Source organism: Tautonia rosea (assembly GCF_012958305.1).
Taxonomy (GTDB): domain Bacteria; phylum Planctomycetota; class Planctomycetia; order Isosphaerales; family Isosphaeraceae; genus Tautonia; species Tautonia rosea.
On record NZ_JABBYO010000016.1, the window covers coordinates 35,997 to 61,455 of the forward strand.

26 protein-coding genes and 1 tRNA gene are annotated in these 25,459 nt (G+C 61.3%); 12 read left to right on the plus strand and 15 right to left on the minus strand.

The window, feature by feature from the left end; translation table 11 throughout:
- Positions 1-23: 23 nt before the first annotated feature.
- On the minus strand, positions 24-428 hold the full coding sequence (locus HG800_RS22335; RefSeq protein ID WP_169979715.1) for a gamma-glutamylcyclotransferase family protein: 405 nt from the start codon (positions 426-428) through the stop codon (positions 24-26).
- Positions 429-855: 427 nt separating this feature from the next.
- On the opposite strand from HG800_RS22335, the gene HG800_RS22340 reads away from it, so the two are divergent.
- The 4 genes from HG800_RS22340 to HG800_RS22355 all read left to right on the plus strand — a co-directional run bounded on the left by HG800_RS22340 (position 856) and on the right by HG800_RS22355 (position 4,744).
- A complete protein-coding gene (locus HG800_RS22340) occupies positions 856-2,163 on the plus strand; it encodes a tetratricopeptide repeat protein (RefSeq protein WP_169979718.1) in 1,308 nt (435 codons plus the stop codon).
- Between the two features lie 193 nt (positions 2,164-2,356).
- Positions 2,357-3,490 carry an aminotransferase class V-fold PLP-dependent enzyme gene (locus HG800_RS22345; protein WP_169979720.1) on the plus strand — a complete coding sequence of 378 codons (1,134 nt, stop codon included), beginning with the start codon at positions 2,357-2,359 and terminating at the stop codon, positions 3,488-3,490.
- Positions 3,491-3,554: 64 nt separating this feature from the next.
- A complete protein-coding gene (gene coaD / locus HG800_RS22350; RefSeq protein WP_169979722.1) occupies positions 3,555-4,061 on the plus strand; it encodes a pantetheine-phosphate adenylyltransferase in 507 nt (168 codons plus the stop codon).
- 50 nt (positions 4,062-4,111) lie between these two features.
- Positions 4,112-4,744, plus strand: a complete 633-nt coding sequence (locus tag HG800_RS22355) for a DoxX family membrane protein (protein ID WP_169979724.1) — start codon at positions 4,112-4,114, stop codon at positions 4,742-4,744.
- An 88-nt stretch (positions 4,745-4,832) separates the two neighbouring features.
- On the opposite strand, the gene HG800_RS22360 is transcribed toward HG800_RS22355, so the two are convergent.
- Positions 4,833-5,294, minus strand: a complete 462-nt coding sequence (locus tag HG800_RS22360) for a VOC family protein (RefSeq protein ID WP_169979726.1) — start codon at positions 5,292-5,294, stop codon at positions 4,833-4,835.
- A 371-nt stretch (positions 5,295-5,665) separates the two neighbouring features.
- The gene (gene trpE, locus HG800_RS22365) at positions 5,666-7,219 is read right to left on the minus strand and encodes an anthranilate synthase component I (protein ID WP_169979728.1); all 1,554 of its coding nucleotides are present in this window, start codon (positions 7,217-7,219) and stop codon (positions 5,666-5,668) included.
- A gap of 331 nt (positions 7,220-7,550) precedes the next feature.
- On the opposite strand from trpE, the gene HG800_RS22370 reads away from it, so the two are divergent.
- From HG800_RS22370 to HG800_RS22385, 4 genes are all read left to right on the plus strand, one after another.
- Positions 7,551-8,066 (plus strand): UvrB/UvrC motif-containing protein, encoded by a 516-nt coding sequence (locus tag HG800_RS22370; protein WP_169979730.1) that lies wholly within the window; start codon positions 7,551-7,553, stop codon positions 8,064-8,066.
- 73 nt (positions 8,067-8,139) lie between these two features.
- Positions 8,140-8,631 carry a UvrB/UvrC motif-containing protein gene (locus HG800_RS22375; protein ID WP_169979732.1) on the plus strand — a complete coding sequence of 164 codons (492 nt, stop codon included), beginning with the start codon at positions 8,140-8,142 and terminating at the stop codon, positions 8,629-8,631.
- A complete protein-coding gene (locus HG800_RS22380; protein WP_169979734.1) occupies positions 8,628-9,698 on the plus strand; it encodes a protein arginine kinase in 1,071 nt (356 codons plus the stop codon). The genes HG800_RS22375 and HG800_RS22380 overlap by 4 nt, the downstream gene beginning before the upstream one ends.
- Positions 9,699-10,023: 325 nt before the next feature.
- Entirely contained in the window at positions 10,024-10,743 is a 720-nt protein-coding gene (locus HG800_RS22385; protein ID WP_169979736.1) for a J domain-containing protein, read from the plus strand.
- A 283-nt stretch (positions 10,744-11,026) separates the two neighbouring features.
- On the opposite strand, the gene HG800_RS22390 is transcribed toward HG800_RS22385, so the two are convergent.
- Positions 11,027-11,530, minus strand: coding sequence for a TlpA family protein disulfide reductase (locus tag HG800_RS22390; RefSeq protein ID WP_169979738.1), 504 nt, complete (start codon positions 11,528-11,530; stop codon positions 11,027-11,029).
- A gap of 210 nt (positions 11,531-11,740) precedes the next feature.
- Positions 11,741-15,196, minus strand: a complete 3,456-nt coding sequence (locus HG800_RS22395) for a fused MFS/spermidine synthase (RefSeq protein WP_235963885.1) — start codon at positions 15,194-15,196, stop codon at positions 11,741-11,743.
- A gap of 360 nt (positions 15,197-15,556) precedes the next feature.
- Between HG800_RS22395 and HG800_RS22400 the strand changes: the two genes are divergently transcribed.
- Positions 15,557-16,594, plus strand: a complete 1,038-nt coding sequence (locus HG800_RS22400) for a 1-phosphofructokinase family hexose kinase (protein ID WP_169979740.1) — start codon at positions 15,557-15,559, stop codon at positions 16,592-16,594.
- A gap of 101 nt (positions 16,595-16,695) precedes the next feature.
- Here HG800_RS22400 and HG800_RS22405 read toward each other — a convergent pair whose 3' ends face one another.
- On the minus strand, positions 16,696-18,042 hold the full coding sequence (locus tag HG800_RS22405) for a DUF58 domain-containing protein (protein WP_169979742.1): 1,347 nt from the start codon (positions 18,040-18,042) through the stop codon (positions 16,696-16,698).
- 323 nt (positions 18,043-18,365) lie between these two features.
- Here HG800_RS22405 and HG800_RS22410 point away from each other — a divergent pair, with 323 nt between their 5' ends.
- The 3 genes from HG800_RS22410 (at position 18,366) to HG800_RS22420 (ending at position 20,783) form a co-directional block, all read left to right on the plus strand.
- Positions 18,366-19,229 carry a sigma-70 family RNA polymerase sigma factor gene (locus HG800_RS22410; protein WP_169979744.1) on the plus strand — a complete coding sequence of 288 codons (864 nt, stop codon included), beginning with the start codon at positions 18,366-18,368 and terminating at the stop codon, positions 19,227-19,229.
- A gap of 363 nt (positions 19,230-19,592) precedes the next feature.
- Positions 19,593-19,665, plus strand: a tRNA-Ala gene (locus HG800_RS22415).
- An 86-nt stretch (positions 19,666-19,751) separates the two neighbouring features.
- Positions 19,752-20,783, plus strand: a complete 1,032-nt coding sequence (locus tag HG800_RS22420) for a tyrosine-type recombinase/integrase (protein WP_169979746.1) — start codon at positions 19,752-19,754, stop codon at positions 20,781-20,783.
- Here the strand turns inward: HG800_RS22420 and HG800_RS22425 are convergent.
- The 9 genes from HG800_RS22425 to HG800_RS22465 form a co-directional block, all read right to left on the minus strand.
- Entirely contained in the window at positions 20,767-20,985 is a 219-nt protein-coding gene (locus HG800_RS22425) for a helix-turn-helix domain-containing protein (RefSeq protein ID WP_169979748.1), read from the minus strand. The two genes, HG800_RS22420 and HG800_RS22425, sit on opposite strands and share 17 nt — an antisense overlap.
- Before the next feature lie 186 nt (positions 20,986-21,171).
- Entirely contained in the window at positions 21,172-21,801 is a 630-nt protein-coding gene (locus HG800_RS22430; protein WP_169979750.1) for a hypothetical protein, read from the minus strand.
- A gap of 2 nt (positions 21,802-21,803) precedes the next feature.
- Positions 21,804-22,244 (minus strand): hypothetical protein, encoded by a 441-nt coding sequence (locus HG800_RS22435; RefSeq protein WP_169979752.1) that lies wholly within the window; start codon positions 22,242-22,244, stop codon positions 21,804-21,806.
- A gap of 10 nt (positions 22,245-22,254) precedes the next feature.
- Positions 22,255-22,566, minus strand: a complete 312-nt coding sequence (locus HG800_RS22440; RefSeq protein WP_169979754.1) for a hypothetical protein — start codon at positions 22,564-22,566, stop codon at positions 22,255-22,257.
- Positions 22,563-22,778, minus strand: a complete 216-nt coding sequence (locus HG800_RS22445) for a hypothetical protein (RefSeq protein ID WP_169979756.1) — start codon at positions 22,776-22,778, stop codon at positions 22,563-22,565. The genes HG800_RS22440 and HG800_RS22445 overlap by 4 nt, the downstream gene beginning before the upstream one ends.
- A 42-nt stretch (positions 22,779-22,820) precedes the next feature.
- A complete protein-coding gene (locus tag HG800_RS22450; protein WP_169979758.1) occupies positions 22,821-23,033 on the minus strand; it encodes a hypothetical protein in 213 nt (70 codons plus the stop codon).
- Between the two features lie 156 nt (positions 23,034-23,189).
- A complete protein-coding gene (locus HG800_RS22455) occupies positions 23,190-24,089 on the minus strand; it encodes a hypothetical protein (protein WP_169979760.1) in 900 nt (299 codons plus the stop codon).
- Positions 24,090-24,167: 78 nt separating this feature from the next.
- The gene (locus HG800_RS22460; RefSeq protein ID WP_169979762.1) at positions 24,168-24,617 is read right to left on the minus strand and encodes a hypothetical protein; all 450 of its coding nucleotides are present in this window, start codon (positions 24,615-24,617) and stop codon (positions 24,168-24,170) included.
- 66 nt (positions 24,618-24,683) lie between these two features.
- On the minus strand, positions 24,684-25,403 hold the full coding sequence (locus tag HG800_RS22465; RefSeq protein ID WP_169979764.1) for a DNA-methyltransferase: 720 nt from the start codon (positions 25,401-25,403) through the stop codon (positions 24,684-24,686).
- Positions 25,404-25,459 lie beyond the last annotated feature (56 nt).

Consider the following 25,459-nt stretch of genomic DNA (forward strand, 5'->3'; position numbering starts at 1 on the left):
GATTCGTCGTTGGTTGAGCGTGTTTATCGGCCGTCTATCCGACTCAGATTGATCCGGGGCCCTTCCCAACGAGTGAGCGGCCCCAATGCCCACGCGGGAACCGGGTGCGGAAAGACATAAACCCACGCCTCCCGACCCCTCAGGGTGCGCAAGGTAACACGGCGAAACTGTCCGTCCCCCACACCTTCATACGGATCGAACACCTCAATCAGTTCGATCGGCTCCACCGATCGCACATGGCCTTCGACCCATCCTGCGGTTGAATCCTCCCAATCGATCAGTGCTGGATATGGCCCCAGATCGTACAACCTCCCTCGAACCGCGTCGTCCTGCCAGCCTTCCCGAACAGCCTCGCGAACATCCGAAGGCCCCAGGGTCCCGTAGGCAAACAACCATCTCGGTCCGGTCACTCCCGAGGAAACGTCCATCGGTCATTATCCCCTTCCCAGCAAATCAACTTATTCTCCAAACCAATCACCCATGTCGATCTACGTCAAAGGGACCTGAGCCTTGACCGCACCTCCAGCGAGTCCGTCTCCGCGATGCGTGCGAAGACATTATATATAGGCTCTCTCCCGGCAGGTGAGGAAAACCCCATGTCCTTATTCTCGATTCATCACCGGACTTAGAGCGTTTGTTCTTGCGTCAGAACTTCCGGTGGCACCGACTTCGATCGTTCGGGAAGTGATTGCGCCAACGCGTCGGTTCGAGGCCCTTCCAGGTTCGGTTCCCGATCGATACCGCCGACCTGGAACGTGCAAGCTCAACGACTCGCGTCGGCTGATCGGTTCTGGTATCTTTCTGGAGCGTGAGATCACACCATGGATTGATGGAATTTTGTTTGAGATTCATGCCATGCGCTCCTTGACCTTCCGGCTGGGTCTTGCGGTCCTGTGCGCCGTGATTCTGAACGGTTGCGCAAAAAAACAGATCAACTCCGAGGGCAAGAAGCCCGATCAGTCGGACAAGCCCCCGATGGTGGCCTCGGTCGGGAGCCCACCAACTGAAGAGGAATGCTGGGAGTACGGCGAGGGGTTCGAGGATGCAATCTTCCAGGCCGATGGCGAGGCCATCTCTCGGATGATCGACTGGCAAGCAGTCGTGGACGAGGCCACGGACGGGGTCGATGCCCCGGCGGCAGTGAAACGTGATTTTTCACAAAGCTTTGTTCAGTCCAGCTCAAGTGGGCAAAGCGGCCTGGTCTCCACGTTGATCGAAACCATCAACCAAGGGGGACGGTTCTCACCGATTCACGTCATCGGCGGCAAGGCTCAGCATGGCGTGCGATTCCGATTGCTCACTGCCGACGGGGGACTCAACTACCTCGATTTTTTCTTGGCCCGCCGGAACGATGGCTCAATCAAGGCCGTGGATGTTTTTCCATATTCCGTCGGCGAGTCGATCGCTCAGAGCACAAGACACTTTTATCTTTCCGCCGTAGCCGAATCGCAGCGCAACCTGATCGATCGGCTTACCGGCAAGGAGCAGGTTCTTCTGAAACATCTGCCCACGCTTTTGCAGATGAACGAGAATCTGCGGACCGGACAGTTCGAGGCCGTGCTCTCCGCCTACCGAAACTTGCCCGAATCGCTCCAGCGCGATCGTCTGTTCCTCGTTCCACGCTACACGGCGGCAGCCGAAATTGACGACGAGGAATACGCCGCAGCTCTGGCCGACTTCCGCAAGTTCTATCCCAACGACCCCAGCGCCGATCTCTTGATGATTGACGCCCATTTTCTCCAGGGCGATTTCGACGAAGCCCTGGCCGCGATCAATCGGCTCGACCAGTCGATTGGAGGCGATGCCTATCTACATGTACTCCGGTCGAATATTCACCTCGAACGTGACGACCATGCCGCGGCGAAGAGTGCCATCTCGCAGGCCATTGACGAGGAGCCCTGGCTCATCGAGGCGTACTGGAGTTTGCTCGGCCTGTCTCTCTCGGAGGAGGACTTCGAGGAAACCGCCCGCCTGCTCGATCTGATTGCCGAGAACTTCGAGATCGAGTTCAACGACCTCAGCGAGGTCCCTGAATACGCCGGCTTTGTTGCCTCTCCGCAGTACGCCGAATGGGTCGCTCGACAGCCAACCTCCACATCCATTCCCGACGAGCACACAGGCGATTCGAACGACTCGACTGGTTCCAATCCCTCCGACTTCTGATTCCTTGCTCGTCCATGCTCGGGATCCAACACAACCCATCCTAGCCTCGATCCATCGAGCCGGATTTGCTTTCCGCAAACATCCGGTACGTTGCAAGTTGGTTCGGCTTTTTTCCAAAGTGAATTGGCCCGAGCCCAGAGAGCGGGTAGGCTCTCGATGTCGAACTAGACCGATCACCGAAGCGAGACGTGAGATGGACTGGAAGGCGATCCGAGACGCCGAGTTCCCCGTGGCCGAGCGCTGGGCCTATCTCGATCACGCCGCCATCGCCCCTATCCCCCGGCGGGCCGGCGAGGCGATGCGGGCCTGGGTCGCCGAACAGGAAACCAACGGTTGCATTCACTGGATGACCTGGCGAAAGGAGCTGGAAGTGGTTCGCCAGCGGGCCGCTCAACTGATCCATGCCGAACCTACTGAGATCGCCTTCATCACCAGCACAACCATGGGCATCGGCCTGGTAGCCGAAGGCTTCCCCTGGTTTGAGGGGGACAATGTTGTCACACCGGCCGAGGAGTACCCCTCGAATCTGTTCCCCTGGATGAACCTTGCCTCGAGAGGAGTCGAAACGCGAGCAGTCCGAAGCCGGGACGGTCGGATCTGGATCGACGATTTGCTTGCCGCAATGGATGATCGCACCCGATTGCTCGCCATCAGCCATGTCGAGTTCGCGTCAGGATTCCGCAACGACCTCGACGCCCTGGCCGAAGCCTGCCATCAGCGTGGGGTCGCGCTGTTCGTCGATGCCATTCAGGGGCTCGGACCCTTGACGATCAACGTCCGCAGGACGCCGATCGACTTCCTCGCCGCCGATGGGCACAAGTGGCTGCTTGGACCCGAGGGAGCCGGACTTCTGTTTGTCCGATCCGACTGGATCGAGCGCGTTCGTCCAATCCTCGTCGGCTCGAACAGCGTGACCAGTTCCTACAACGACCCCGAACCCGCCTTCACCTTGAAGCCCGATGCTGGTCGATGGGAAGGGGGTTGCTACAACGTCGCTGGATTGCTCGGCTTCGGCAATAGCCTCGAACTTTTCCTCGAACTCGGGCCAGAACGTGTTTCCGAGCGGATTCTTGATCGGGCCGAAGGTGTCCGCGATCGGGCCCGATCAGCAGGCTGGACAGTCCTCGGTTCCGACCTCCCCGCGGATCGCTCGGGGATCGTCGTTCTCGATCGTCCGGGGACCGACCCCAACGCGATTGTCCGCAACCTTCGCGTCTCAGGGGTCGCGGTCAGTGCGCGACGGGGTCACCTGCGGATCAGCCCCCATCTCTACAACACTGACGACGACCTCGACCGCCTGGCTGAGGGACTTTGCGAGTTTTCCTGACCGCACCCGTTGCCTACGAGTTCCTACGCTGCTCGTTCAATCGTATTGTCGGGGATGTTCGATCATGGAACTCTCGTCTCGAACGGCCGTCTTCACCGGAACGTTCGACCCGATCACGCTTGGGCACCTCGATGTCATCTCCCGAGGGCGATTACTCTTCGAGCGATTGATCGTGGCAATCGGTATTAACCCGACTAAGCAGGTCCTGTTCCCAATTGAAGAACGGGTCGATCTTGCCCAACGCGTCCTCGGGCAGTTCGACAATGTGGAAGTCCGGGCTTTCGAAGGCCTGACCGTCGATTTTGTGCGGAGCATTGGGGCCCGAGTGATCCTCAGAGGCTTGCGAACGCTTTCCGACATGGAATATGAATTCAGCATGACCCTGACCAACCATCGGCTTGATCCGGGGATCGAAACCGTGTTTCTGATGGCCGACGGAGAATATGCTCACGTCTCGAGCTCCTTGATTAAGCAGGTCGCTCGCTACGGTGGGCCGGAGGCCCTCGCTCGTTTCGTACCCGAAGCACTGGTCACACCGATTTTGGATAAGGTTCGAAGCTCGATTGGCTAACCTAGCCTGATACTCGGTCTCTTCCTCCATCAACAAGGATGCTTTCCCCGATGCGACCCACCGAGACGATCGCCTTGCGCCGAGAGCCTGGCCATGTGATTCGGAGTCTCGTAGCCTTACTGCTTCGAGTGGGCCTCGGCATGATCTTCCTCATGGCCGGTTTGCAAAAACTTGACGACATGAGCAAGGACCAGGATCCTCCTCTCGCCGAGGTCGAGGACCTTGTGGTCGATTCTGACGAAGCGGAGGCGCCGGCCACACCCCCGGTCGCAGTCGAGTCTAAAGCTCCGGCCGAACCTCGCTATCCCGAGACGATCCGTAGCATGTTTGCAGACACATGGCTCGGCCGGGATCTCAAACCCGCGCTCGACCTCTATACCGCGTTTCTTCCCATGCTCGAAGTCGCCGTGGGAGCGCTCCTGATCGCTGGGCTCTTCACCACGCTCTCAGCATTCCTCTCAGGTCTGCTCTTGCTAAGTCTCACCTTCGGTTGGATCGTGCTTCAAAACACAAGCATGTACCCGACAATGATAATATACTTGCTTGTCAATTCAAGCATTTTGTGGCTCTCACCAATCACGAGTAATTATCTCTCGCTCGACGGCCTTCTCTTCGGCTGGTTCTGGAAGCCGAGCGATGAGGGAGAATATCGTCGAGAATATGAGGCCCCGATTCGGTCGTGACCGGGGCTTACTGACACCATTCAGGAAATCGACAGGCCCCCACTCATTCCCCCTCAGGACGAGTCGGCCCACGACTTCTTCGGCTCGATCAGTCGAACGCCTGCTCGACGAGGGCAACGACCCTGCCAGACGGCTCTCGCACGTAGAGTTCCCGAACGCCGAAGTCCGACTCGCGTTGCGGCACAACGATCTCCAGACCTTTCAGACGGGGCAACAGTTCATCCAGGTCAGAGACGAGCATCGAAAGAATCACCCAGGGTGAGTGATCGCTCGATTCGACGATTCCAGGACTTTGGGATTCTACGCTCGCTCGGGTTCGATAGAACACCTCTGCCTCATCTCGGCTCACCCGGACGAAATCGAGACCGTCTTCTCCTGGGATTTGCAAGGTCACCTCGAAACCGAGGCGATCGACCCAGAAGTCGAGACAGGGCTCGATACGATCCACCAGGAACACCGGAGTCATCCGGCGAAAGGTCGAGCGTGGCCGATCGGTCAGCGCAACCGCCTTACGAGATGCGGTCGGGGCCTGCATCGTGCCTGTACTCATCAAAATCATCCTTCGCGAATCGCTTCGAAAAACGGAGGGAAGACTAGCCGGGTACGAAGTATGGCTGAGATGTCGGGGCGACGGATTGGGAGTCGAAGGGGAGCGAACGGGCCGACTCCGCGAGAATCTCGTGCAGCACTCCCGGACATTTCTTTAATGAGTAGCGAACCGCGAGCCGAATTTCTCTTCCCTGACGAGCTTTTCCAGAACCTCAGCCCAGAACACGAGTTCCGCCACGAAGATTCCGGCGGGCTGGGGGCGAATATACTCTGGTACTGCCCGGCATTCCAACCGCCTTGCCTGTTCCATGAGCAGGACGGGCTGATCAGCCTCTCTCGGTTGACTCGACCTTGGCGATGTAGATCGAATGATCATTCCGAAACGGATCGGGCAGGGGTAAGTCGATCCTGGGCGAGTTCGATCGCCTTGATCATGCCTCGGGCCTTGCTGACCGTTTCTTCGTACTCGGTCGCGGGATCGCTATCGAAGACGATTCCGGCTCCTGCCTGGATGTCGGCCAGATTGCCTTGCACGACCAGCGTCCGCAAGGCGATGCACGTGTCCATGTTCCCGGTCGAATCTATGTAGCCGACGGCCCCGCCGTATGGTCCTCGACGAGTCGGCTCAACCTCATCGATGATTTCCATCGCCCTGACCTTCGGCGCACCGCTGACCGTCCCGGCGGGCAACCCGGCCCGAAGGGCATCGAAGCAGTCCTTGCCGGCTTCGAGCGTTCCCACCACGTTCGAGGAGATGTGCATGACGTGACTGTAGCGCTCGATTTTCATGACTTCGGTCAACCGCACGCTCGATCGCTCGGCGACGCGACCGACATCATTGCGGCCAAGGTCGATAAGCATGACGTGTTCGGCTCGTTCCTTCGGGTCGGCCAGTAACTCCTCGGCCAGGGCTTGGTCCTCCTCCTCGTCCTTGCCTCGGCGACGAGTCCCAGCCAACGGTCGGATCGTCACCTCTCCGTCTTCGACACGCACCAGAATCTCGGGAGACGAGCCGATCAGGCAAAACTCTTCGAACGGCAGATAAAACAGAAAGGGGCTCGGATTGACGACCCGCAAGGCCCGGTAAATATCAAACGGCTCCGCGGTTGTGTCGACCCGAAACCGCTGGCTCGGTACCACCTGGAAAACGTCTCCGGCTTTGATGTATTCCCGACACCTCCGCACCGCATTTTCGAACTGCTCACGCGTCATGTTCGAGGCGGGTTCCAGCTTGGGGGCACCTTTAGTGTCAAGATCGACCGGAGGCAAGTCGGGACCCGGCCCTGAAAGCCGCTCGACTAACTCCTTCAGTCGTTCAGCGGCTCGATCATATGCGATCGCTACGGACTCAGGATCGTTCGGGATCTCGGGCCGCGCCTGAGCCACCACCAGAACGGTCTTTCGAATATGATCGAAGATCACCATCCGGTCGAAAAAGGCGAAGGCAAGATCCGGCAATCCCCGATCGTCTCGAGGTGGGTTCGGTAAGCGTTCGGTGTACCGAACCGCGTCGTACGAGGCATAACCAACCGCCCCACCGCAAAAGCGTGGAAGACCCGGCAGATGGATCGACCCGTACTGCCGGACCAGTTCTCGAAGATTCTCAAAGGGGTCGGCTGATTCGAATTCCTGGGGCTTCCCAGTACCATCGGTCGGGACGATCGAAACGTGAAGTCCTCTGGCCTCGAATCGCAGGAACGGCTCGGTGCCGAGGAAGCTGTATCGTCCGACCTTCTCCCCTCCGACAACGCTCTCAAACAAAAAGGAGGGGCCGGGCCGGGCGATGCGAGCAAATGCCGAAACGGGGGTCAATCCGTCGCTCGTCAATTCCCGATACACCGGAAAGCCCGGTGCCTGGCCGATCAGCGTAGCAATGTGATCAAGGCTGGGATGGAGGATCGGCCTGGCGGGTCGCGAGTCGCTCATGAGCGGAGATCGATTTTCGAAGACTTCGAGACAGGAAGGCACCTCAGTATGACCGGTTGACTGATCTTATCAGCCTCCTGATTCCTTCGGCAAGCTGGGCTCCCGCCAGCTCTGGCTTCCATCAAGAGATACGCTCGGCTTCAATCGGTGTTCCTGCGCTGGCAATCCCGGTTGCTTGACAGGTCGGGGGGCATCATTACAATGGAACGCGATCGTCAATGCTGATGAAACACGACCCCCCCGCGCCGTGTCCTTGACCGATTCTCGCGGAGGGTCCGGCCGATCTCGCGGCGGGGTCCGCCGGTTCTGATCGGGTCCGGGGACCGCGGCGATGAAATGCCAGAAGTGCTCCAAGCCGGCGACCTACCACATTACCGACCTCGACCCCGAGGCTCCGGGTACGTTCGCCGTCTTCCATTTTTGCGATGAGCACGCCTTGCAGCATCTCGCTCCCGCTGCATCTCAACCTGAAAGCCTCCCGGTCGGGCAGCTTGCCAAGGACCTGGTTTCCGGCTCCGGCTCGACGCTCGAATCCTCGCCGGCCGATGCCCTGAGCTGCCCGAACTGTCAGATCAGCTTTGCCGAATTTCGGAGCACCGGCCGCCTCGGTTGCCCTTACGATTACGAGGTCTTCCGAGATGAATTGATGCCCTTGCTCGAAAATATTCATGGCGAAACCCGCCATTCGGGGAAGGCTCCCAAGCGAGCGCCTCGAACGAGCCGACTCCAAAATACTCTGATCCGGCTGCGGAACGATCTGAAGCGCGCGATTGCCGCCGAAGATTACGAGGCCGCCGCCCGGCTTCGTGATGAGATCCGCACTCTCGAACAGGAGCAGGGGCGTTGACCCGAATCGGCCTCGTCGGGATCGTCGCCTGCTTTCCCATGACCCTCGCCCGCAACCCAAGGAGCTGCCTGCCATGACTTGCCAGCGCTGCTCCCGGGAAGCCTCGGTTCATCTCTCAGAAACGGTGGATGGTCAGCGCCGCGAGTTGCATTTGTGCGGACCTTGTGCTCGCAAGGCCGGACTGACTCCTCCGGATCCGCCTCCCAACGCCGCCCTTGAAGCCATTGTCGATCACCTGATTGTTCAGCACGTTGGGGAACTCGTTGGAGAGTTGGCCAAGACCTCCTGTCCCCTCTGCGGATTAAAGTTCATGGACTTCCGCACCGGCGGTCGCCTCGGCTGCCCCAATGATTATGAAGCCTTTGCGACGGGCTTGCTCCCGCTGCTCCGGACGGCTCACGGTGCCTCAAGACACGTCGGAAAAATTCCCCGCAAACGAACCCCGCCGAGCCGCTCTCCTCGACTCCGGCTCCGCGCCCGGCTTCGGGAGGCCATCGCCCGAGAAGATTACGAGCTGGCCGCGACCATCCGGGACCAGCTCCGCCAAGAGGATGCCGACCAATGAACCTTGATGCCCTGACGCGCACCTCCGGCGAGTGGCTTCGCGGCACTGGACCCGAGAGCGACATCGTTATATGCTCCCGCATCCGGCTCGCCCGCAATCTGGCCGATTTCCCTTTCACCAATCGAGCCAGCGACACCGAGAAGACCGAGATCGAACGCATCTGCCGGGCCACCATGGACAAGGCCGGCCTGGAACTCGATTACCAGTCGGTTGTTAACCTCGATACCCTCGACCGCCAACTCCTCGTCGAACGCCAGCTCATCAGCCGAGAGCTGAGTACCGGCGAAGGTCCCCGAGGGGTCGCCATCGGCCCCCGGGAAAACGTCTCGGTCATGGTCAATGAGGAAGACCATCTCCGCATCCAGGTCATGAACTCCGGCTTCAGCCTGGCCGACGTCTGGGAACAGATCAACATTCTCGACGATCAGATCGAGGAATATCTCCATTACGCCTTCAACCCCCAACTCGGCTACCTGACCGCCTGCCCGACGAACGTCGGCACCGGAATCCGGGTCGGCGTCATGCTTCACCTGCCCGCCCTGGCCAATACCAAGCAGATCGAAAAGGTCTTTCGAGCCCTCCACAAGCTCAACCTTGCCGTCCGAGGGCTCTACGGCGAAGGGACGCAGGCCGACGGCGATTTCTACCAGATCTCCAACCAGCAGACCCTCGGTAAGAGCGAGCGCGAGCTGATTCGCAACCTCTCCGAGGTCGTTCCCCAGATCATCAACTATGAACGTCAGGCCCGCCAGGAGTGGATCGGTCAGCGTCGCCAGCACCTGCACGACCAGGTCAGCCGCGCCTACGGCGTCCTCAAGACGGCTCACACCATCTCCAGTTCCGAGACCATGCACCTGCTCTCGAGCGTCCGCATGGGGGTGAATCTCGGCTTGATCGACGACCTCGAAATTCGAACCGTCAACGAGCTGTTCATTCACACCCAGCCGGCCCACCTTCAGAAAATCCAAGGTGAGCCGCTGGAAGTCGACGAACGCAACATCGCCCGAGCCGGCTACATCCGGCGCCGCCTGGCCAGCGACAACCAGGCCGCCGAGGAACGTGATTGATTCTTGAACATCGATCGGGGCACCATCTGATTCTGCCCCGCTTGCTGCGTTCATGTGTGGACACTGTCACCACAATCAGACGACCTCGTAAGAAGATCGACTCGAATCTCCGAAGCGACCTGTCATTCCTTTAGGTGACACCGCCGGAAGTCGAACCAGGGCCGAATACGGCAAGATTCACGATCGACTCTCGCGGAGCAATTGTTTGCACTCGGAAGGCCGTTTCACGAGGTCAACCGACCCCGTCATTTCGTGATGGATGTCGTCCTCAGGTCCGACCCTCAGGATTCTGACTCACTTTTCTTGATGCTGTGTGGCATGCGCGATGCTCGAAGGTCTTCCGATCGACCCTCATACCGTACTCGGCATCGCACCGGACGCTGACGCCGAGACTATCCACGAGGCGTTCCGTCGAAAGTCGAAGAAGCATCATCCTGATGTTGGCGGCGATGAGTGGGCATTCCGAATCGTCGTCCGTGCATACGAACTTCTGACACAACGACCGACTGGGTTCGTCGCTTCTCCCTCTCCTTACGACTTTGACGACCCCGATCTCGACCACGACTCCCACGTTGACCCTTCTCGCGACTGGGCCGCCGAATCCGAACGCGTGCGTCCGGGGGTCCGGGACAAAGACTATCCCCCCGCTCGCATGGTCCTGGTTGAGGTCCTCTGGTTCCGCATGGAAATCTCTGACATCTACGCCCTTCTCGACCGTACGGAGGCCAGTTCGTTTAGTGGTTCTCTCCACCTCACCTGGCCTGATCCCGACACTCCTCTCGACCAGCCTCTCGACCCGGTCGAACTTCACGCTGTCCTCCGCGAGTTGACCGACGCGTTTGACCAACTTCGCTCTCGTCCTAACGTCCTCAACGCCTCCAGCCGCGCAGACCTGGGTCGCTTCGAGGCCTGGCTCAGCTATGACTCCGGCCGAGACGCCTGGAACGCCTTCACCTCCCTGCGCCCCTCCCTGAATTCTCGAGGCCTCGGCGTCCGACAGCTCACCCGAGAGCTCACCATCCCCCGTGAGCCTCCCTCGCGTTAGCTCCGAGGGTCATTGCTGCTGAGGGCTCTCGTCGGCATCCACGATACCTGCCATGAAGTCACCAATCTTCACAGCTTCAGCCTGTTGATGATCGTTCTGCGTGTTCTGGCTGTTTCTCGTCTCGACACTTTTTTGTCAGGCTGATCCGCAAACCTCTCGGTGGATCGGGGACAATGAAGACAAGCCTGATGCCGTCGATCGAGGTCGCGCCCTCGACTTCACTGGAAGCGTCGGGCTTGATCAATCAAGCCGACGGTCGAATGAATCGAAGACTTCGGAATGCTCATCGAGCTTTTTCGAGAGAGGAGAGTTCAGTGGCAATCTCGGGTGTGTTCCAATCCATTGCACCAACCTCTCGACGGACAATCCGTCCGTCGGGATCGATCAGGAAGGTGGCTGGGATGCCGCTTGTGCTGAACTCCGCGGGAGGGTTCGACGCGGCGACAAGAACATCAGCCTCTCCAACATCCGTACGATCGAGGAAGCGTCGGACCGGATCGAGGCCGTCATCAACCGAAACGAGCACGACGGCCACGTTCGCGTTCTTGAGTTCTGGACGCTCTGAAAGGGCAATGAGGGACGGCATCTCCATCATGCAAGGAGGGCACCAGGTCGCCCAGACATTGAGCAAGACCGGACGACCTTTGTAACTGGCGAGGTCGACCGGTGCACCGTCGGGATTCACGACCTTCCACGAGTACTGGGTCCTACCACCACCACCACCGGCATTGGTCCCGAGCATCTCTCGGTACAGGACAAAACCTCCGGCAAGAACCGCCAACGCCATCAAGAAGATCCGGAGGCGCTGAGTCGACTCAAGCTTTTGGGCCGAGGATGGCGATCCCGATTCGTCCGGCGTCATCTCAGGGGCCGTGGAAGAGTCTTTGGACATAGGGGCCCACCTTTCGGGAGTGAGAGAAGTGGCTTGCATTCAACCGAGTCGTCTCCGAGCCCTGTACGAATCGGACCGCTCTGTGGTTCGAATTGGGCCGATCCCTTATTCAGTTCCCCGGGTCGCGGCGACCGGGGCAAGCAAGTTGTCGACCGGAGCATAGTCGTCATTGAGGATGATTCCTCGCGATCGGACGCGGAGCGCATCTCGATGCTCAGGCGTGTAGGGATCAGGATGGAACGGCTCTCCCGACTGCTCGAATTGAGGGTCGCTCGAACGTTGTCCCAACTCATTCAGATCGATTGGCGATTCAGAGGCGACCACCACGAAGGTCTCTCGAAACCCGTTGCCGGGTGTGTCGGTGCCGAAGACCTCGACCTCGGGGAACGTCAGCCTGGCCGTCTCCGTCCAGGCCCCGAGGAAGGCCCCGAGGCTCCTCGCCTCCATCACTCCTTGGGCCGCGATTCGAGTGATCTGAGTCGCATCGCTCCCAACAGCGCGGGCGGCTTCGGCCACTTGCCGAGCCAGGTTGTCGAGTTCTCCCCGGATCGCCCTCTCCCCGAGGGCCTCGGCCACGGCGTTTGCATAGTCCTCTGAACCTCGGCGGACTCCGAGCTCTCTGAGCTTCCGGGAGATCGCTTCAGGCTGCCGGGCTTCGGCTCGCTGGGCTGAGGTCATCTTTCGCTGTTCGTCGGCCGGAGTCGAGAGGCGATGAGCCAGCAAGGCAGGACTTTCCTTCAGATCCGCCTCAACGGCTTGCAGCGCCGCATCGATCTGCTGGGCCAGTCCTTCGACGTCCGTGTTGGGGTTGATCGCTTCAAGGAGGTTGACAATCGTACGGGTTCCACCGAACCAGACCTCGACAATCGCCTCGGCAACCTCCTCGGACTGGCGAGTGACTCCAGCCGAGCGAAGTAACTCGACGGTCGCGGCGACCTTTTTCTGAGTTAACATAGCGGTCAGAGCATCCGCCGTGGCGTTCTGATCACGCTGCGCCTGGGCTCGGGCCAGGGTGTCGAGCGTGACCTCGGTCAGTTGGTCCGCATCTCCTCGGAACGGCGTTTCGAGTGCGGCGATGGGATCGCGTAGGGCCGCTTCAATGTCAGATCTGTTCCGGGATCCCACCCCCTGAAGTGCGTTCTCGACCGTCTCACCGATCAGGCCAAACCGACTCCCTAGCGGCTCCCCTCGCCATGCAGTCCGAATGGCTCGGGCTAGTACCTCGGCCGAGTCTTGCACGTTTCCGGCATTGCGGAATACAGCGGTGACCGCATCGATCTGTGCCTGCTCCAGCGCCCGCTCGGCGGCGATCTGGTCAGCCCGGTAGACATCAATGATATTGATCATGTATGCCCCGCGAGGGTCGAGCAACTCAGCGAGCAGATCGTTGAACTCACGGGTCGTCAGGTGCCAGGGAACCGAGAAGTCATTAAACGCGTCGCCAAAAATCAGGTCGTAGGGTTCAGCTCCTCCGAACCGCTCGACGAACTGACGAGCGTCTCCCCAGTGGGTTTCTATTGACGTGTCTTCGGGCAATCCCAAAGCCACATGATTGGCCCTGGTCACGGCTGGGTCGATCTCGGCTACATCGCAGTGGGCATTGGGGTAGAGATGCTGAAGGTACCTCGGAAACGTGTACGAGCCTCCCCCCAGGAAGAGTGCCCTTAGCGGTACCTGAGATGGATCATCCAGCCCAAGCCTGGCTGCTTTTGCCTCGGTAATTCGTCGCGCCACCTGAGCATAAATGAATTCATAATCATATTCAATATGCTCTGGATGGCCCAGGATAAAGTAACCGTGGATCAAATTATCCAGCACCAGGGTTCTTCGGATCGCCGTGGGAGCATCCCCAGAATCGCCGAGAACTTCCTCGGGGTCGCTGGGTATGGGCACCACCTCACTCTCGACCTTGATGTAGTAATAATTGCTCTCATCAAGGTACGCGATCCCGTTCTCAGCCGCGGGATCCCCCGAGACATTCCGAATGCCCCAGGCAACCCCCTGGCGCTGAAGCATCGGCATTGGGGCGAGTGCAATGAACGAGAGCCCGAGCGGGATCCCCGCCCAGGTGGCGTGGCCAATTCCTCCCAGCAATGTGGCAACCAGGGCCATCACCGTTGAGATGGCCAGGAGGACCCCCTTGGTGCCGAGCAAGTCGATCAGAAGAAATCCGGCCAGGAAGGTCCCCAGGATCGAGCCGACCATCCCCCAGGCATAGACCGATCCGATCGCCGTGCCGGTGCGGTTCGACCGCCTTAAGCGATCCACGGCCAGCTTTGTCACGACTGGGCTAACCGTTCCCATGGTAATCGACGGCAGGAAGAACATGACCGCAACGACGGTCAAGACGCGTAACGCCCAGGGCACGCCATCCATCGAAGACACATAGGTCAGCAACGACGATCCTGCCAACTCGGGACCGAAAAACGCCGGCGGCGTTTCCAAAAAGAGGATCACCAGAACCATGGCCGAGGCAATCAGGAAAAGCCAACTCGCCTGTTTTTCGCTCGAAACGGCGTCAGCCACCTTGCCTCCGATCAAGTTCCCGAGGCTCAAGCCACCGAGCATCACGCCGATGATGCTCGTCCATCCATAGACGCTCGATCCGAGATGCCGGGTTGTCATCCGACCGGCGACCATTTCCAGGCTCATGAACGCCAGGCTAATGAGGAATGCCAAAGCCGCCAGATCTCCCAGTCGAGTGGGACGGTCCGAAGACCTTGAATCGTCGATACTCGGTTCGCTCGTGGTCGAGATCGCAGGCAGGGTCCGTCGAACCGAGAGGATGCGGACCACTCCCACTCCTCCCGCAATCAAGGCCAGACCATGCCCAATGAGGACCAGGAGATTCGGAGCGATCGTCCTTGAAACCGATTCAAGCGAGGGAAGGGCGTCGTCAACCCTCTCGATCGAGCCGACCGCCAGACTCCCGGCCGCGAGCAAGGCGACGAGACCTCCCAGCGTTCCCTCCATCAAGCCAACGGCCGGAACCAGTAAGGCGGCGGCGACAACGGTCACGATCACCGAGGTCGGGAACTCGTAGATCAGGACGAACCCGGTCAGGAAGGTCCCGACGATCGAGCCGACCGCCCCCCAGAAGTAAACATCTCCGATCGCGCTTCCTGTTCGTTCGGCCTGATCGACTGCCACCTTGGCCACCACCGGGCCGATCAACCCAAGAACGGTAGCCGGAACCAGGAAGTTGAGTGTCACCACCACCAGTGTCCGAAAACTCCAGGGCATCACCTCCAGACCAGGTGTTCGGCCGACGATCGAGTTCATCCACAAAGTCCAAAGGGTCAACACCGCTCCGATCGCGAACAATGGCCCTACGATGTGTCGGACCGCGGTCTGGTCGGCCAGTCGTCCACCGAGGAAGTTTCCCAGGCAAATCCCACCCAGGATTACCCCGATGACGCTCGTCCAGACATGGAGCGACGCTCCGACATGCCGCGCCACCAGCCGGGCGGCGACAAGCTCCAGCGACATGATGCAGAGACTGGCGAAGAACGCCAGAGCATACGGAAGAAAGCGAGCCAGCGGTCGGCCGGTCATCGACATCGGGCGGGGCTCCGGTCGGAATTCGGGCAGGGCAGGGAAGGTGCACTAAAGGAATCGGGGCGACCTTCCCAGGATATGCAACCACGAGTCGGTCAAACAACCGACCCCTCCGGAGCAACCCCTCATTCTTTTTTCGGGCCAAGCCGTTGCTCTTGACCGAGATCCGGGGAAAATACTCTTTACTCAACCTCTGGACCAATCGGCCTGGCCCTCCACGCGATCTCGCATCGACTCGGCCGATCGGTTCCCTCGATCGCTCAACGCCGCTTACCTACGGCGTGAGGTCGTTCGATCCCCCCTTTGCGTCGGGCCGGTTGTCGCCCCGACCGCTTCCGAACCACGCCGTGATCCAGGTCGAAGATGATCCTTTGCGTTACCTTGAATCCCTGCCTGGACAAGACCCTAAACGTTCCCTCCTGGAGGCCCGGAGATTCGGTTCGTGGCCTGTCCATGTCGGAGGTCGTCGGAGGCAAGGGAAACAATGTCGCCCGGGCGTTGAAGCGACTTGGTCGCGAGACCAGACCAGTCACCTTTCTGGGAGGACCGGTCGGAGACCGCTGCGCCGCCTTGCTGCGAGACTCCGAAGGATTCGATCCTCTGATCGTTCCATGTCAGGCCCCGACTCGGACAATCCTCACGGTCCGAACCGAGGGATCGTCTGAGCAAACCGCCTTTTTCGATCCTGATCCCGAGATCCAGACCGAGGAAGCCGACGAACTGCTCCAAGCCGTCGATCAGGCCATCTCGGCCGGAAGCATTGAGGCAGTCACCCTCTCTGGCTCTAGCCCTTCAGAAGCCACGCACGGGCTGTATCTCGATCTGATTTCGATGGCCCGGATGCGTCGTCTTCCCGTTTTCCTTGACACCTACGGCCCACCGCTCGAAACCATCTGGGGATTCTGGCCCGACGTCATCCAGCTCAACCGCCGGGAGTTGAGTCAGCATCTGAAACGCGACTCCCTTACCGACCAAGAGATCTTCGCCACGCTCGGTACCTGGGCCTGTCATGGCGTTCGCATTGCCGTAGTCACCGACGGTCCCGAAGCGGTTTTGATTCAGGCCGAAGGCCAGTTCTATCGGGCCTATCCTCCAGAGATCGAGGTCGTCAACCCGATCGGATCGGGCGATTGCCTGCTGGCGGGAATGGTCGAGAGCTGGCTCGCCGGACTCGATCTTGAGACAATCCTTCGCCGATCAATCTCCTGCGCCGTGGCCAATGCCTTGGTCTGGGATGCTGGAGCTATTGATCCCGAGGAAGTTGCTCGTATCGAGCAAGAGATCGAGCTGGAACCCGTCACTGATCTTGGTGACACTTCTGGAGAACGCCCGGGAGACGCCCAGGGGTTTCTCCGCGTCGGGGTTTATGGTCGGTCCACCAGTAAATTCGGTCGAAAATGAGGACGCGGGTTGTTGCTGATTGATGAACACCCGGTTTGAGAATGAGGTGGTCGAGAGGCGATTGAGAACGACCCTGGATACCCCAGCGACGCGAGACCGTCTCAAAGCAAGTGTCGAGCTTTGACGTCGAGGTACGTGTTGATCAAGGGAGCGGTCAGATCCTCGGGAAGCACGTCGAGGGCAAGTGCTCCTCGCTGTCGGATTGCGCTGATCACCCGTTCTCGCCAGTTGAGCATCGCTGCGGCGGCAGCCGGAGCGTACAGCCGATGCTCAGTCACTTGCACTGGGTCTTCGAAAGGATCAAGGCCGGCATCGGCCAAGGAAAATAAATCCGCATCGCGAAGAAAAACCCCGAGCGGAAGGTGCCGGCCTACGATGTTCCCAAGATGATCGAGGACCTGACGCCCCCCGACCTCGTCGATAACGTTGGTGATCAGCACCACCAGAGATCGTTTTCGGCATCGACGTTCCAGATCCACAAATGTGCGGTCGTGGCGCGATTCAACGAGCATTGGGAAGAGGTTGTGGACTGCGTGGACCAGCCGCTCGATTCGCTTGGGTCCACTCGAGGGAGGCACATAGGCCCGGACCCGGTCGGCATAAACCATCAATCCCACTTGATCGCCACGGACCAGGGCAACATGAGCGAGCATGAGCATTGCGTTAAACGCATGATCGAGCGGAGAAAGGCCACCGCCGGTATCACCGGCCATCATTCGGCCGCTGTCGATGAGAAAAATCACCCGCTGGCTCTGGTTGACCTGATAATCCCGCACTGTCACCTTCCGACGTCGGGCGGTGGCTCGCCAGTCGATCCGACGAGGCTCGTCGCCGTCCGCATAGTCGCGGAGTCGCTCAAATTCATTGTCGGTGCCGGCGCGTCGTGATCTCCGAAGCCCCATCACACTGAGTCGATCTCTCCGCGCGAGCAACGTGTAGCGATCGATCTGACGGACATCGGGATAGACTCGCACGCCTGTCTCAAGAGTGAGGCGTCTCGACCGTTGCCAAAGCCCCCAGCGACTGAACTCGAGGGCATACACCCTCCGCAGCGCGAAGGCCCCTCGCTGACCTGGGGTCATCTGGTACTCCAGGGTGGCGAGTCCCCGGGCTGGAAGGGAAACGAGGAACTCGTCGGGGGCTGCCTTGAAGGAATCGGGAACGTCGTCCCTGATTCTGACCCGTCTCGAGCGACGTGCCTCATTGGTGATGGTTAACTCAACCGGGTGGGGCTCGCCAATCGAAGCCGTGATCCCGCACCGTCTCGCGGCACGCATCTGGAGTGATGCAAGCAAGCTGGTCATGTCAATGAGAGCGATCACAAGAACGATCGCATCCAGGCTCAGAAGTGCCGCCCAAAGCACCCTCGACCCTGGAAGCAGCAAGGTCAGAGACAACAGGCTCGGAACCAGGAAGATCAGTGCAAGGTTCCGGGTCGGCCAGATCATGCAACTTGTCCTTCGCGACCAGGCGATTCGAGTCTTCGCGGAATCGAAGTGAACTGAGTGTATCCTCTCGGGAAAACCGCTCCAAGCAGGCCGCTCTGTGAGCCTTCATCCCACCCAGAGCCGTTGAGAGCGAACTGAAGTCAGGGAAAGACCCGGTTTTCCCTGCGAAGAAAAACTCAGTCAATCAATCTGGATTTCGGAATTGACTGCCCCTGCTCATGTCCTATGGTCCTCATTGAGAGCGTGAGACGGACATGCTGCACGACGGCGTCCAGCACAGGGACCGGGTCTCCGAACGATCGCCACAGCTCAAGGACTTCACCATGTCGACCCGCTCCGCACGTCGGGAGGTTATCTCTCGGACCCCGCTTCAAATCTACTTGCAGGACATCAATCAAACCGCGTTATTGACGGCTGACCAGGAACGTTCGCTCGCGCTTCGGATTGCCGAGGGAGATCGGGAAGCCCGCGAGCACATGGTCAAGGCCAATCTTCGGTTGGTGGTCAACATTGCCCGTGGATATCTTGGCAAAGGGCTGAGTCTCGAGGATCTGATCGAGGAGGGAAACCTCGGGCTGCTCCGCGCAGTGGAGGGGTTTGACTGCTCAATGGATACCCGATTCAGCACCTACGCCAGCTACTGGATCAAGCAATCGATCCGACGCGCGGTGATGAATAACGGAAAGCCGATCCGGCTTCCAGCATACATGGTCAATCTTCTGGCCAAATGGCGACGGGCCTCGATGGACCTTGGAGATCGCATGGGTCGCATCCCCACTCCCGATGAGGTGGGGACAGAGCTGAAACTGACGAACAAGAAATTAAATATCGTCAAGAAAGCCTTGCATGCCAACAGTTTGACTCCCCAGCCGGAAGCCGCGGGAGATGATGGCTTTGCGATTGACAGTGTGTTGACCGACGATCGCGCCCGAGCTCCAGAAGACCTGTTGATCGAGGCGGACGATCTGGAACGCACGCTCAACGGGATCGAGCAACTCGACGATCGCGAACGCACGGTCCTTCGAATGCGATTCGGTCTTGATCCCTACCTGCCGATGACGCTCCGAGAGGTGGGAGAATCTCTCAAACTTACGAGGGAGCGCGTCCGTCAACTCGAGGCTCAGGCCCTCGCCAAGCTGAGCATCGCGTTGGGAGGGGCGGATCGACATCAGCATCTCCGCCGTTAACTCAGCGTTTGTGTGTGTATGATGCATGCTCTGCGGGCTGGGGCCTTCCAATCGATCAGGCCCCGGCATCCTACTTGAATCGATGATCTCCGACACTGAATGCAATGTTCTGCGCTATTGTCACTTCAGTAGAGATTCAGCACCAATCTTGCAACCTCCCTCCATGCACTGCTGAATCATTCAAAATCAGGGAGATTCCGCAAGACGCTCTCGCTTCCTTGATCTTCTGACGATATACTGAGCCTATTCGACATCTCGCGAATACGCTTTGCCCTTTCCACAGTGCTGGCTCTATAACGCGGTGATGTTCTGGAAATTTCCTGAGTTGTTGTGACAACATTCCTGGGAGATGAAGCCATTCTTGGGGCGGTAGCTCAATTGGGAGAGCGCAGCGTTCGCAATGCTGAGGTTGAGGGTTCGATCCCCTTCCGCTCCACTAACCCTTGAAACGACTTAGGGCGAGAGTAAGATACACCCGGCGGCCACTGGCAGAGTTTGGTGGCAGAGTTACCGGGTGGATCCATGCCGAGGAAGCATCCCCAGCCGTTCTGGCGCGAGGCCCGTCAGTGCTGGTTCGTCCAGATCCGGAAGCGCCAAATCCGCCTCTCCCCCGACAAGGATGAGGCCTTCCGGCTCTATCACGAGCTGATGGCCCGGCCGCCGGAGGCGCGGGCCCCGGAGCCGCCGCCTTCGGCGCTGACCGTCGTCGAGCTGATTGACCTGTTCCTCGAATGGGCGTCGCGGAACCGCGAGCGGCTGACCTACGAGGCCTACCGGCGACGGCTGCAGGCGCTGGTCGACGCCATCCCGGCCATGCTGCCGGCCGGAGAGCTGAAGCCCTACCACGTCACCCGCGTCATGGACGCGAAGCCGTGGAACGCCAACACGCGCAACGACTTCGCCGTCGCCGTGCAGCGGGCCTACAACTGGGCGGTCCGGCAGGGCCTGATTCCCCGCAACCCGGTTGCGCACGTCGAGAAGCCGGGCCGCGAGGCGAGGGAGCTCGCCATCGGCCCAAAGGATTATGCCGAGGTGATGGCGGCGGTCGCCGAGCCGCATTTCCGGACGCTGCTGGAGCTGGCGTGGGAGACCGGTGCCCGGGTCCAGGAGCTGCGCAAGATCGAGGCCCGGTACTGCGACCTCGCCAGCAACCGGATCGTCTTCCCGCCGAGGGAGGCGAAGGGTCGGCGGCATCACCGGGTCATCTATCTCGGCACCGCCCGGGCGCGTGAGATCGTGGCGGAGCTGTGCGAGCGGCACCCGGCCGGCCCGATCCTGCTCAATTCGAAGGGGAGGCCCTGGACCAAGGACGCTATCAACTGCGCCTTCTGCCGCTTGCAGAAGAAGATCGGCCGGAAGCTGCACCTCGGGGCGTGGCGCAAGGGCTTCGCCACCGAGGCGCTCAAGAACGGCGTGGACGTGCACACCACGGCCCACCTGCTCGGGCACAGCGACTCGGCCATGCTGTCGCGGGTCTATGCCCGGGTCCAGGCCGACCCGGAATTCATGGCGCGGGCGGCCCGGCGGGCGCGGGGCACTACTCCGGAAGCCTGACGTGCCTGAGCACCGGCCTGCGGGCGACGGACGGCGCGGCTTCCCTGCCGCGCTCGGCTCCCTCGAGGAATTCGGCGATGTGCTCCTCCGAGATGCGGATGGCACCGCCGATGCGGTAGTGCTTCAGCGAGCCGGAGGCGACCAGCGCGTAGCAGGTCGATCGGCTGATCTCCAGCCGGCTCGCGGCCTCGCGCACCGTCATCACAGGTCATCCATCGGGTTGTGCTTCGGCCCGAACATGGTTTCGTTCGCGCCCTGCCGGCTCACGCACTTCACCAGCAGGTACACGAGCAGCAGCGTGCCGATGAGCTCGATCATGGTGCCTCCCCGGATAATCCGACGAAACGAGCGCCGGCAGGGGCGGCGGCGCAGAAGGGAATGGTGCGTCTCACGGTTCGATCTCCCTTCCGGGTTCCGGTGCGTGGTTCGCTGCGGCTTCCATCGCGGCATGAAGCGGGTCGGTGCCAGTGGCACCCCAGGAGCGGGATCGTTCCAGTGCCCCGATGTCGCGTTCCCTCGCGGCGGCGTAGTCCTGGCGCCATTCGGCGAAGAGCGCCTTCTCTTCTCCAGGAGTGAGCTGGCGTTCGTCGTCGGGAGGCGAATCGGGCGATGCCATTCCGGGAGCCGGACGGGCTCGCGGCCAGCTCGCTTCGATCTCGCCCAGGGCGGTTTCGAGTTCCGGATCGAGGCCGGGCGCACCAATCTCCGCAAACCGACTGCCCTCGTAGCGGTACGGCGTGCCGCACGGATCGACGATCACGTCGCCGGGCCCGGTGCCGCGATAGGGCGCGTCGAGCGATTTGCGCACGCCCTCATTCTCGGAATACGACGGGTAGCCGCCGCCCGGCTCTGGCAGCCCGGCGGTCTTCCCCGCCGCCTCGCGCAGGCTGTTCGCCCGCACGTCGGCGAAGCGTGTGTAATCCTCCGGAAAGTGCGACGCGCCGGGATCGTTTGCGTGCCACACCTGATACGTCTTCTGCCCGGCCTTCGGCGGCCCGGGCTGTTTGATCGCGCCCATGGTCACGGTTTCTCCCGGTTAACGTCGGATTCGGCAGGCGGGATGCACGGCTCCCGCCGCATGGCGAAGTAATTGCGGAATTCATGGCGGGCGGCCTGCGCCACGTAAAGCTTCATGCGTTCGATGAACGCTTCCATCGTCTCACCCGGCTCGCAGAACTCATCCCCGAGCGTCCGGGCGGCGACGGATCCGACGCGCCCGGCGGCCTCGATGGCGAACGGGTCGAGCTCGCACGGCGGGCAACGTTCCTCCTCAGCGTCCAGGAACCCGTAAACGGCCTGCCTCGCTTCCTGCACCTCATCCCAGAGGATGTGCGCGCCGGTTCGCGCCTGCGCCCGGTCGTAACGCTCGCGGGAGCAGTAATATCGCCAGAGGTGCGGGAATGCCCGCAGGCGGAACATCTCCGGCAGCGCCTCCGGCTCGGTCGGCTTGTCGGCGTTCATTCAATGCTCCTCAGTAATCGATGCCGAACCGGGCCAGCTCCTCCGACGCCGGGTCGAAGCGCCGCTCGGTCAGTTTCTCCAGCAGCATGCGGATTTTGTCGCGCTCCCGCCGTTCGAGTTCCGCATACCGCGCCGCATGCTGGGCACGGCGGACCCCCGCCATGTTCCGATGCAGCTCGGCACGCCGGGCGGCGTATTTGGCGATGAGCGCGGACGCCTCGTCGATTTCCTCGTCCGCCAGCGGCCTGCCCGGTGCGCCGATGGGGGTATCGCCCCCGGCGCAACCGGCCAGCAGCAGCAGGATGATGGGGAGCTTCCTCATGGTCGCGTCTCCCGGTTGTAGAAGCGCTCCGCGTTCTGCGCGAAGCCGTCGGATTCGAGCACGGCGCGGGCGGCCATGTAGAACTCGTTACAAGCGACGGCGATCTCCTCCTGCCTGAGAAGCGGGCGGATGATTTCGGTGCACGCCTGTGCGATCCGGATCGCCTTGTCGTGAATCGCGGGATTAGCCGCCTCTGACTGAATGAACGGCATATCAAAACCTCCTCAGCCTGAGATATTTCCCGCAGAGCATGGTCAGTCGCAGCGCGACACGGACGATCCTGGAGCGCATCTCACCTCCGTTCTCTTCGCGGCCTCACGAACGAGCATCACCCCGGCGAACAGCGAGAGCCCGCCCCACGTCATCGCGCCCCAGCGATGGTCGAGCGCCAGCAGGCAGGCTCCCAGCGCCAGCACCCCGTTCGACGGCTGGCAGTATTTCCCCAGCCGCCTCGATAGCCTCCGCATCTTCCGCCTCCCGGATCGCCTGTTTGAATTGCCCGGTTGCCCACGCGAGCAGGAACACGGCAAGGATGTAAGCGCAGGCCGGTGGCCATCCGAGCAGCAGCACCGCCAGCAGGACGCCAGCGGTGCCGCGCCCGGCGTGCGACGACAAGAACCGCGTCATCGCCTGCCTCCGAACATGAACTGGTTCATCCGCTGCCTGCCCTCACGTTCACGCTCCTTCCTCCGCTCCAGCGCCGCCTGGCGGCTCCGATGGATTTCCTCCTGCTTCATCGCCTCCGCCTGTTCCGGCGTGGGCGGGCCGACGAACGGGATCTCCGGCTTAGGCGGCGTGATGCCGGTGAACCCGGCCACGTAGCCGCTGATCGCCTGCCTGCGCCTGCTGCCCTTCATCAGGGCCGCGTCATAGGGCGACATATCCGGCGGGGGGCCGCCGTTCTGGAGGAACTGATACATCCCCGCGCCCATCTTCGCCTCGGGCGACATCTGGGCACCGGCCATCGCGGCAATGGCTTCCTGCGACATCGGCTGTGGAGGTGCGCCGGGGTGAGATGGCAGCACGGGCAGGGAAGGCTGAGCGGTCACAGGCTGAGAGGGATGCTGCATCGCCAGCCGCGCCGCGATGCCATCCACGCTGCTCTTGAGCTCTTCCTTCGCCTCCGTCACCTCCGTTTTGACTTCCTCCGCCTTCTGCCTCGCCGGGTCGATGACCTTGTCGGCCACGGCCTGCCCGGCCTTCTCCTTCGCCGCCAGCACCTTCCCCGCGATGCCGCCCGGCGCTTGCTCCCCCTCCGCCGTGCCGATGACGGTGGAGATGTGCTTCTTCATGGATTCGGACGCCTCCGGCGGGCCGTTCACGGCGACGATCACCGAGGCGATCCACACGATGATGGCGCGGATCCAGCCGAGGCTGCTCATCACGCTGACGAGCACCGTGGCCAGGAACGTCATGAAGAGCCTGCCGGACAGCACCGAGAGGAACCGCTTCAGCAACGGCGGCCTGGGTGCGGCCCCGTACAGGCCCAAATCATCGAGGTCGCGGGCATGATTTTCGAACATGGCACGGTCTCCGTGGTAAGGCGCATCCGTGCGCGGTTCGCTCCTGCCGGCGGCCACATGGCCGCCGGGAATGGGTTCTCAACGCTCCGGTTCCTGCTCCATCTGCTTGTCAGTCTCGCGTTCCTGCGAGACGCTGGCCGCCTCCTTCGCGGCCTGCAGCGGGTCGGGCCCAAGCTGCTCCTGTTGCTGCGGCTGCCGCTCCATGGCCTGATCGGCCTTCGCCTCCGTGCGCTGCTCCGGCTGCCCTGGTTTCGCCATCTCGTTCCTCCCGTGGATGCCGTATTCGCCGTAGGGTGTCTGGTGGTGCTTGTCCTGATAGACTTCGAGCTGCGTGGGGTTGGCGATCGAGCCGGGCTCGGAGACGCCCGGCAGCTGCTGGTTCGGGAACGCGGGAATCAGGTTGTTCTGCAGGTCCTTGAGCCCCTGACGCCAGGCGGCCCAGAGCACCGCGCCGGTGTTGGGCGACTGCTCGCCCGCCTTTTTCAAATGCTCGTCGATCATGACCCCGAGGTTTGGTTGTCGGGCCATGGAAATGATTCCTCCTTCATGGTTGCGGGAAACTGGTGCTTGCCCGGATGCGTCACCGGCGACGCATCAGAAGAGCGTGATTTGCACGGGCCGCGGTTCCGGCTTCGGGGCGAACAGGTCCGGCCGGTTCCTGGCCTCCTCGATCCGGCGGCACATCAGGTCGAACCAGCGCGGGTCGCGCTCGATGCCAATGAACCGCCGCCCGAGGCGGATGCACGCGACGCCGGTGGTGCCCGATCCGGCGAAGGGGTCGAGCACCGTTTCTCCCGGATCGCTGAACTGCTTCACCCAGTCGCTGATCAGCCTGAGCGGCTTCTGCGTCGGGTGCTCGCCCTGCTCGATGTTGCATTGCCAGACGGCGTGATGGCCGCCGCCGTTCCAGCGCTTCCTCCCCTCGCGGTGGAGGATGGCGACGGCTTCCCAGCCGGTGCCCGGCCGGTCCCCCGTGAATTGCGGCGCGCCGTTCGGCTTAACCCAGACGCCGAGCCGGACGAGCGGCAGGTCGCTCGCCTCCAGCCGCGCCGCGTGCTGCCAGGCGCAGGTCATGACCACCCAGCGCCGTGCGACCGAGACGAAGCGCCGCGTGCAGGCCATGAATTCCTCCGGGGTGATGCTGTCGAAGCAAATCGGCCGGTCGGCCAGGTCTTTCAGCGTCCGCGCCCCCCGGTGCGTGGCCTCGCCATACGGAGGGTCGGTGATGATGACATCGGCCGCGACGGAGCCCAGCAGGTCGCGGCAATCGGCCCGGTACAGGGTGCAGCTGCCAATCTCGACACGGGTGGTCATGGGGCTCGGGCTGTCCTGCACTCAGAAGGTGTTTATCCGTGGTTGTCTCTTCCCGG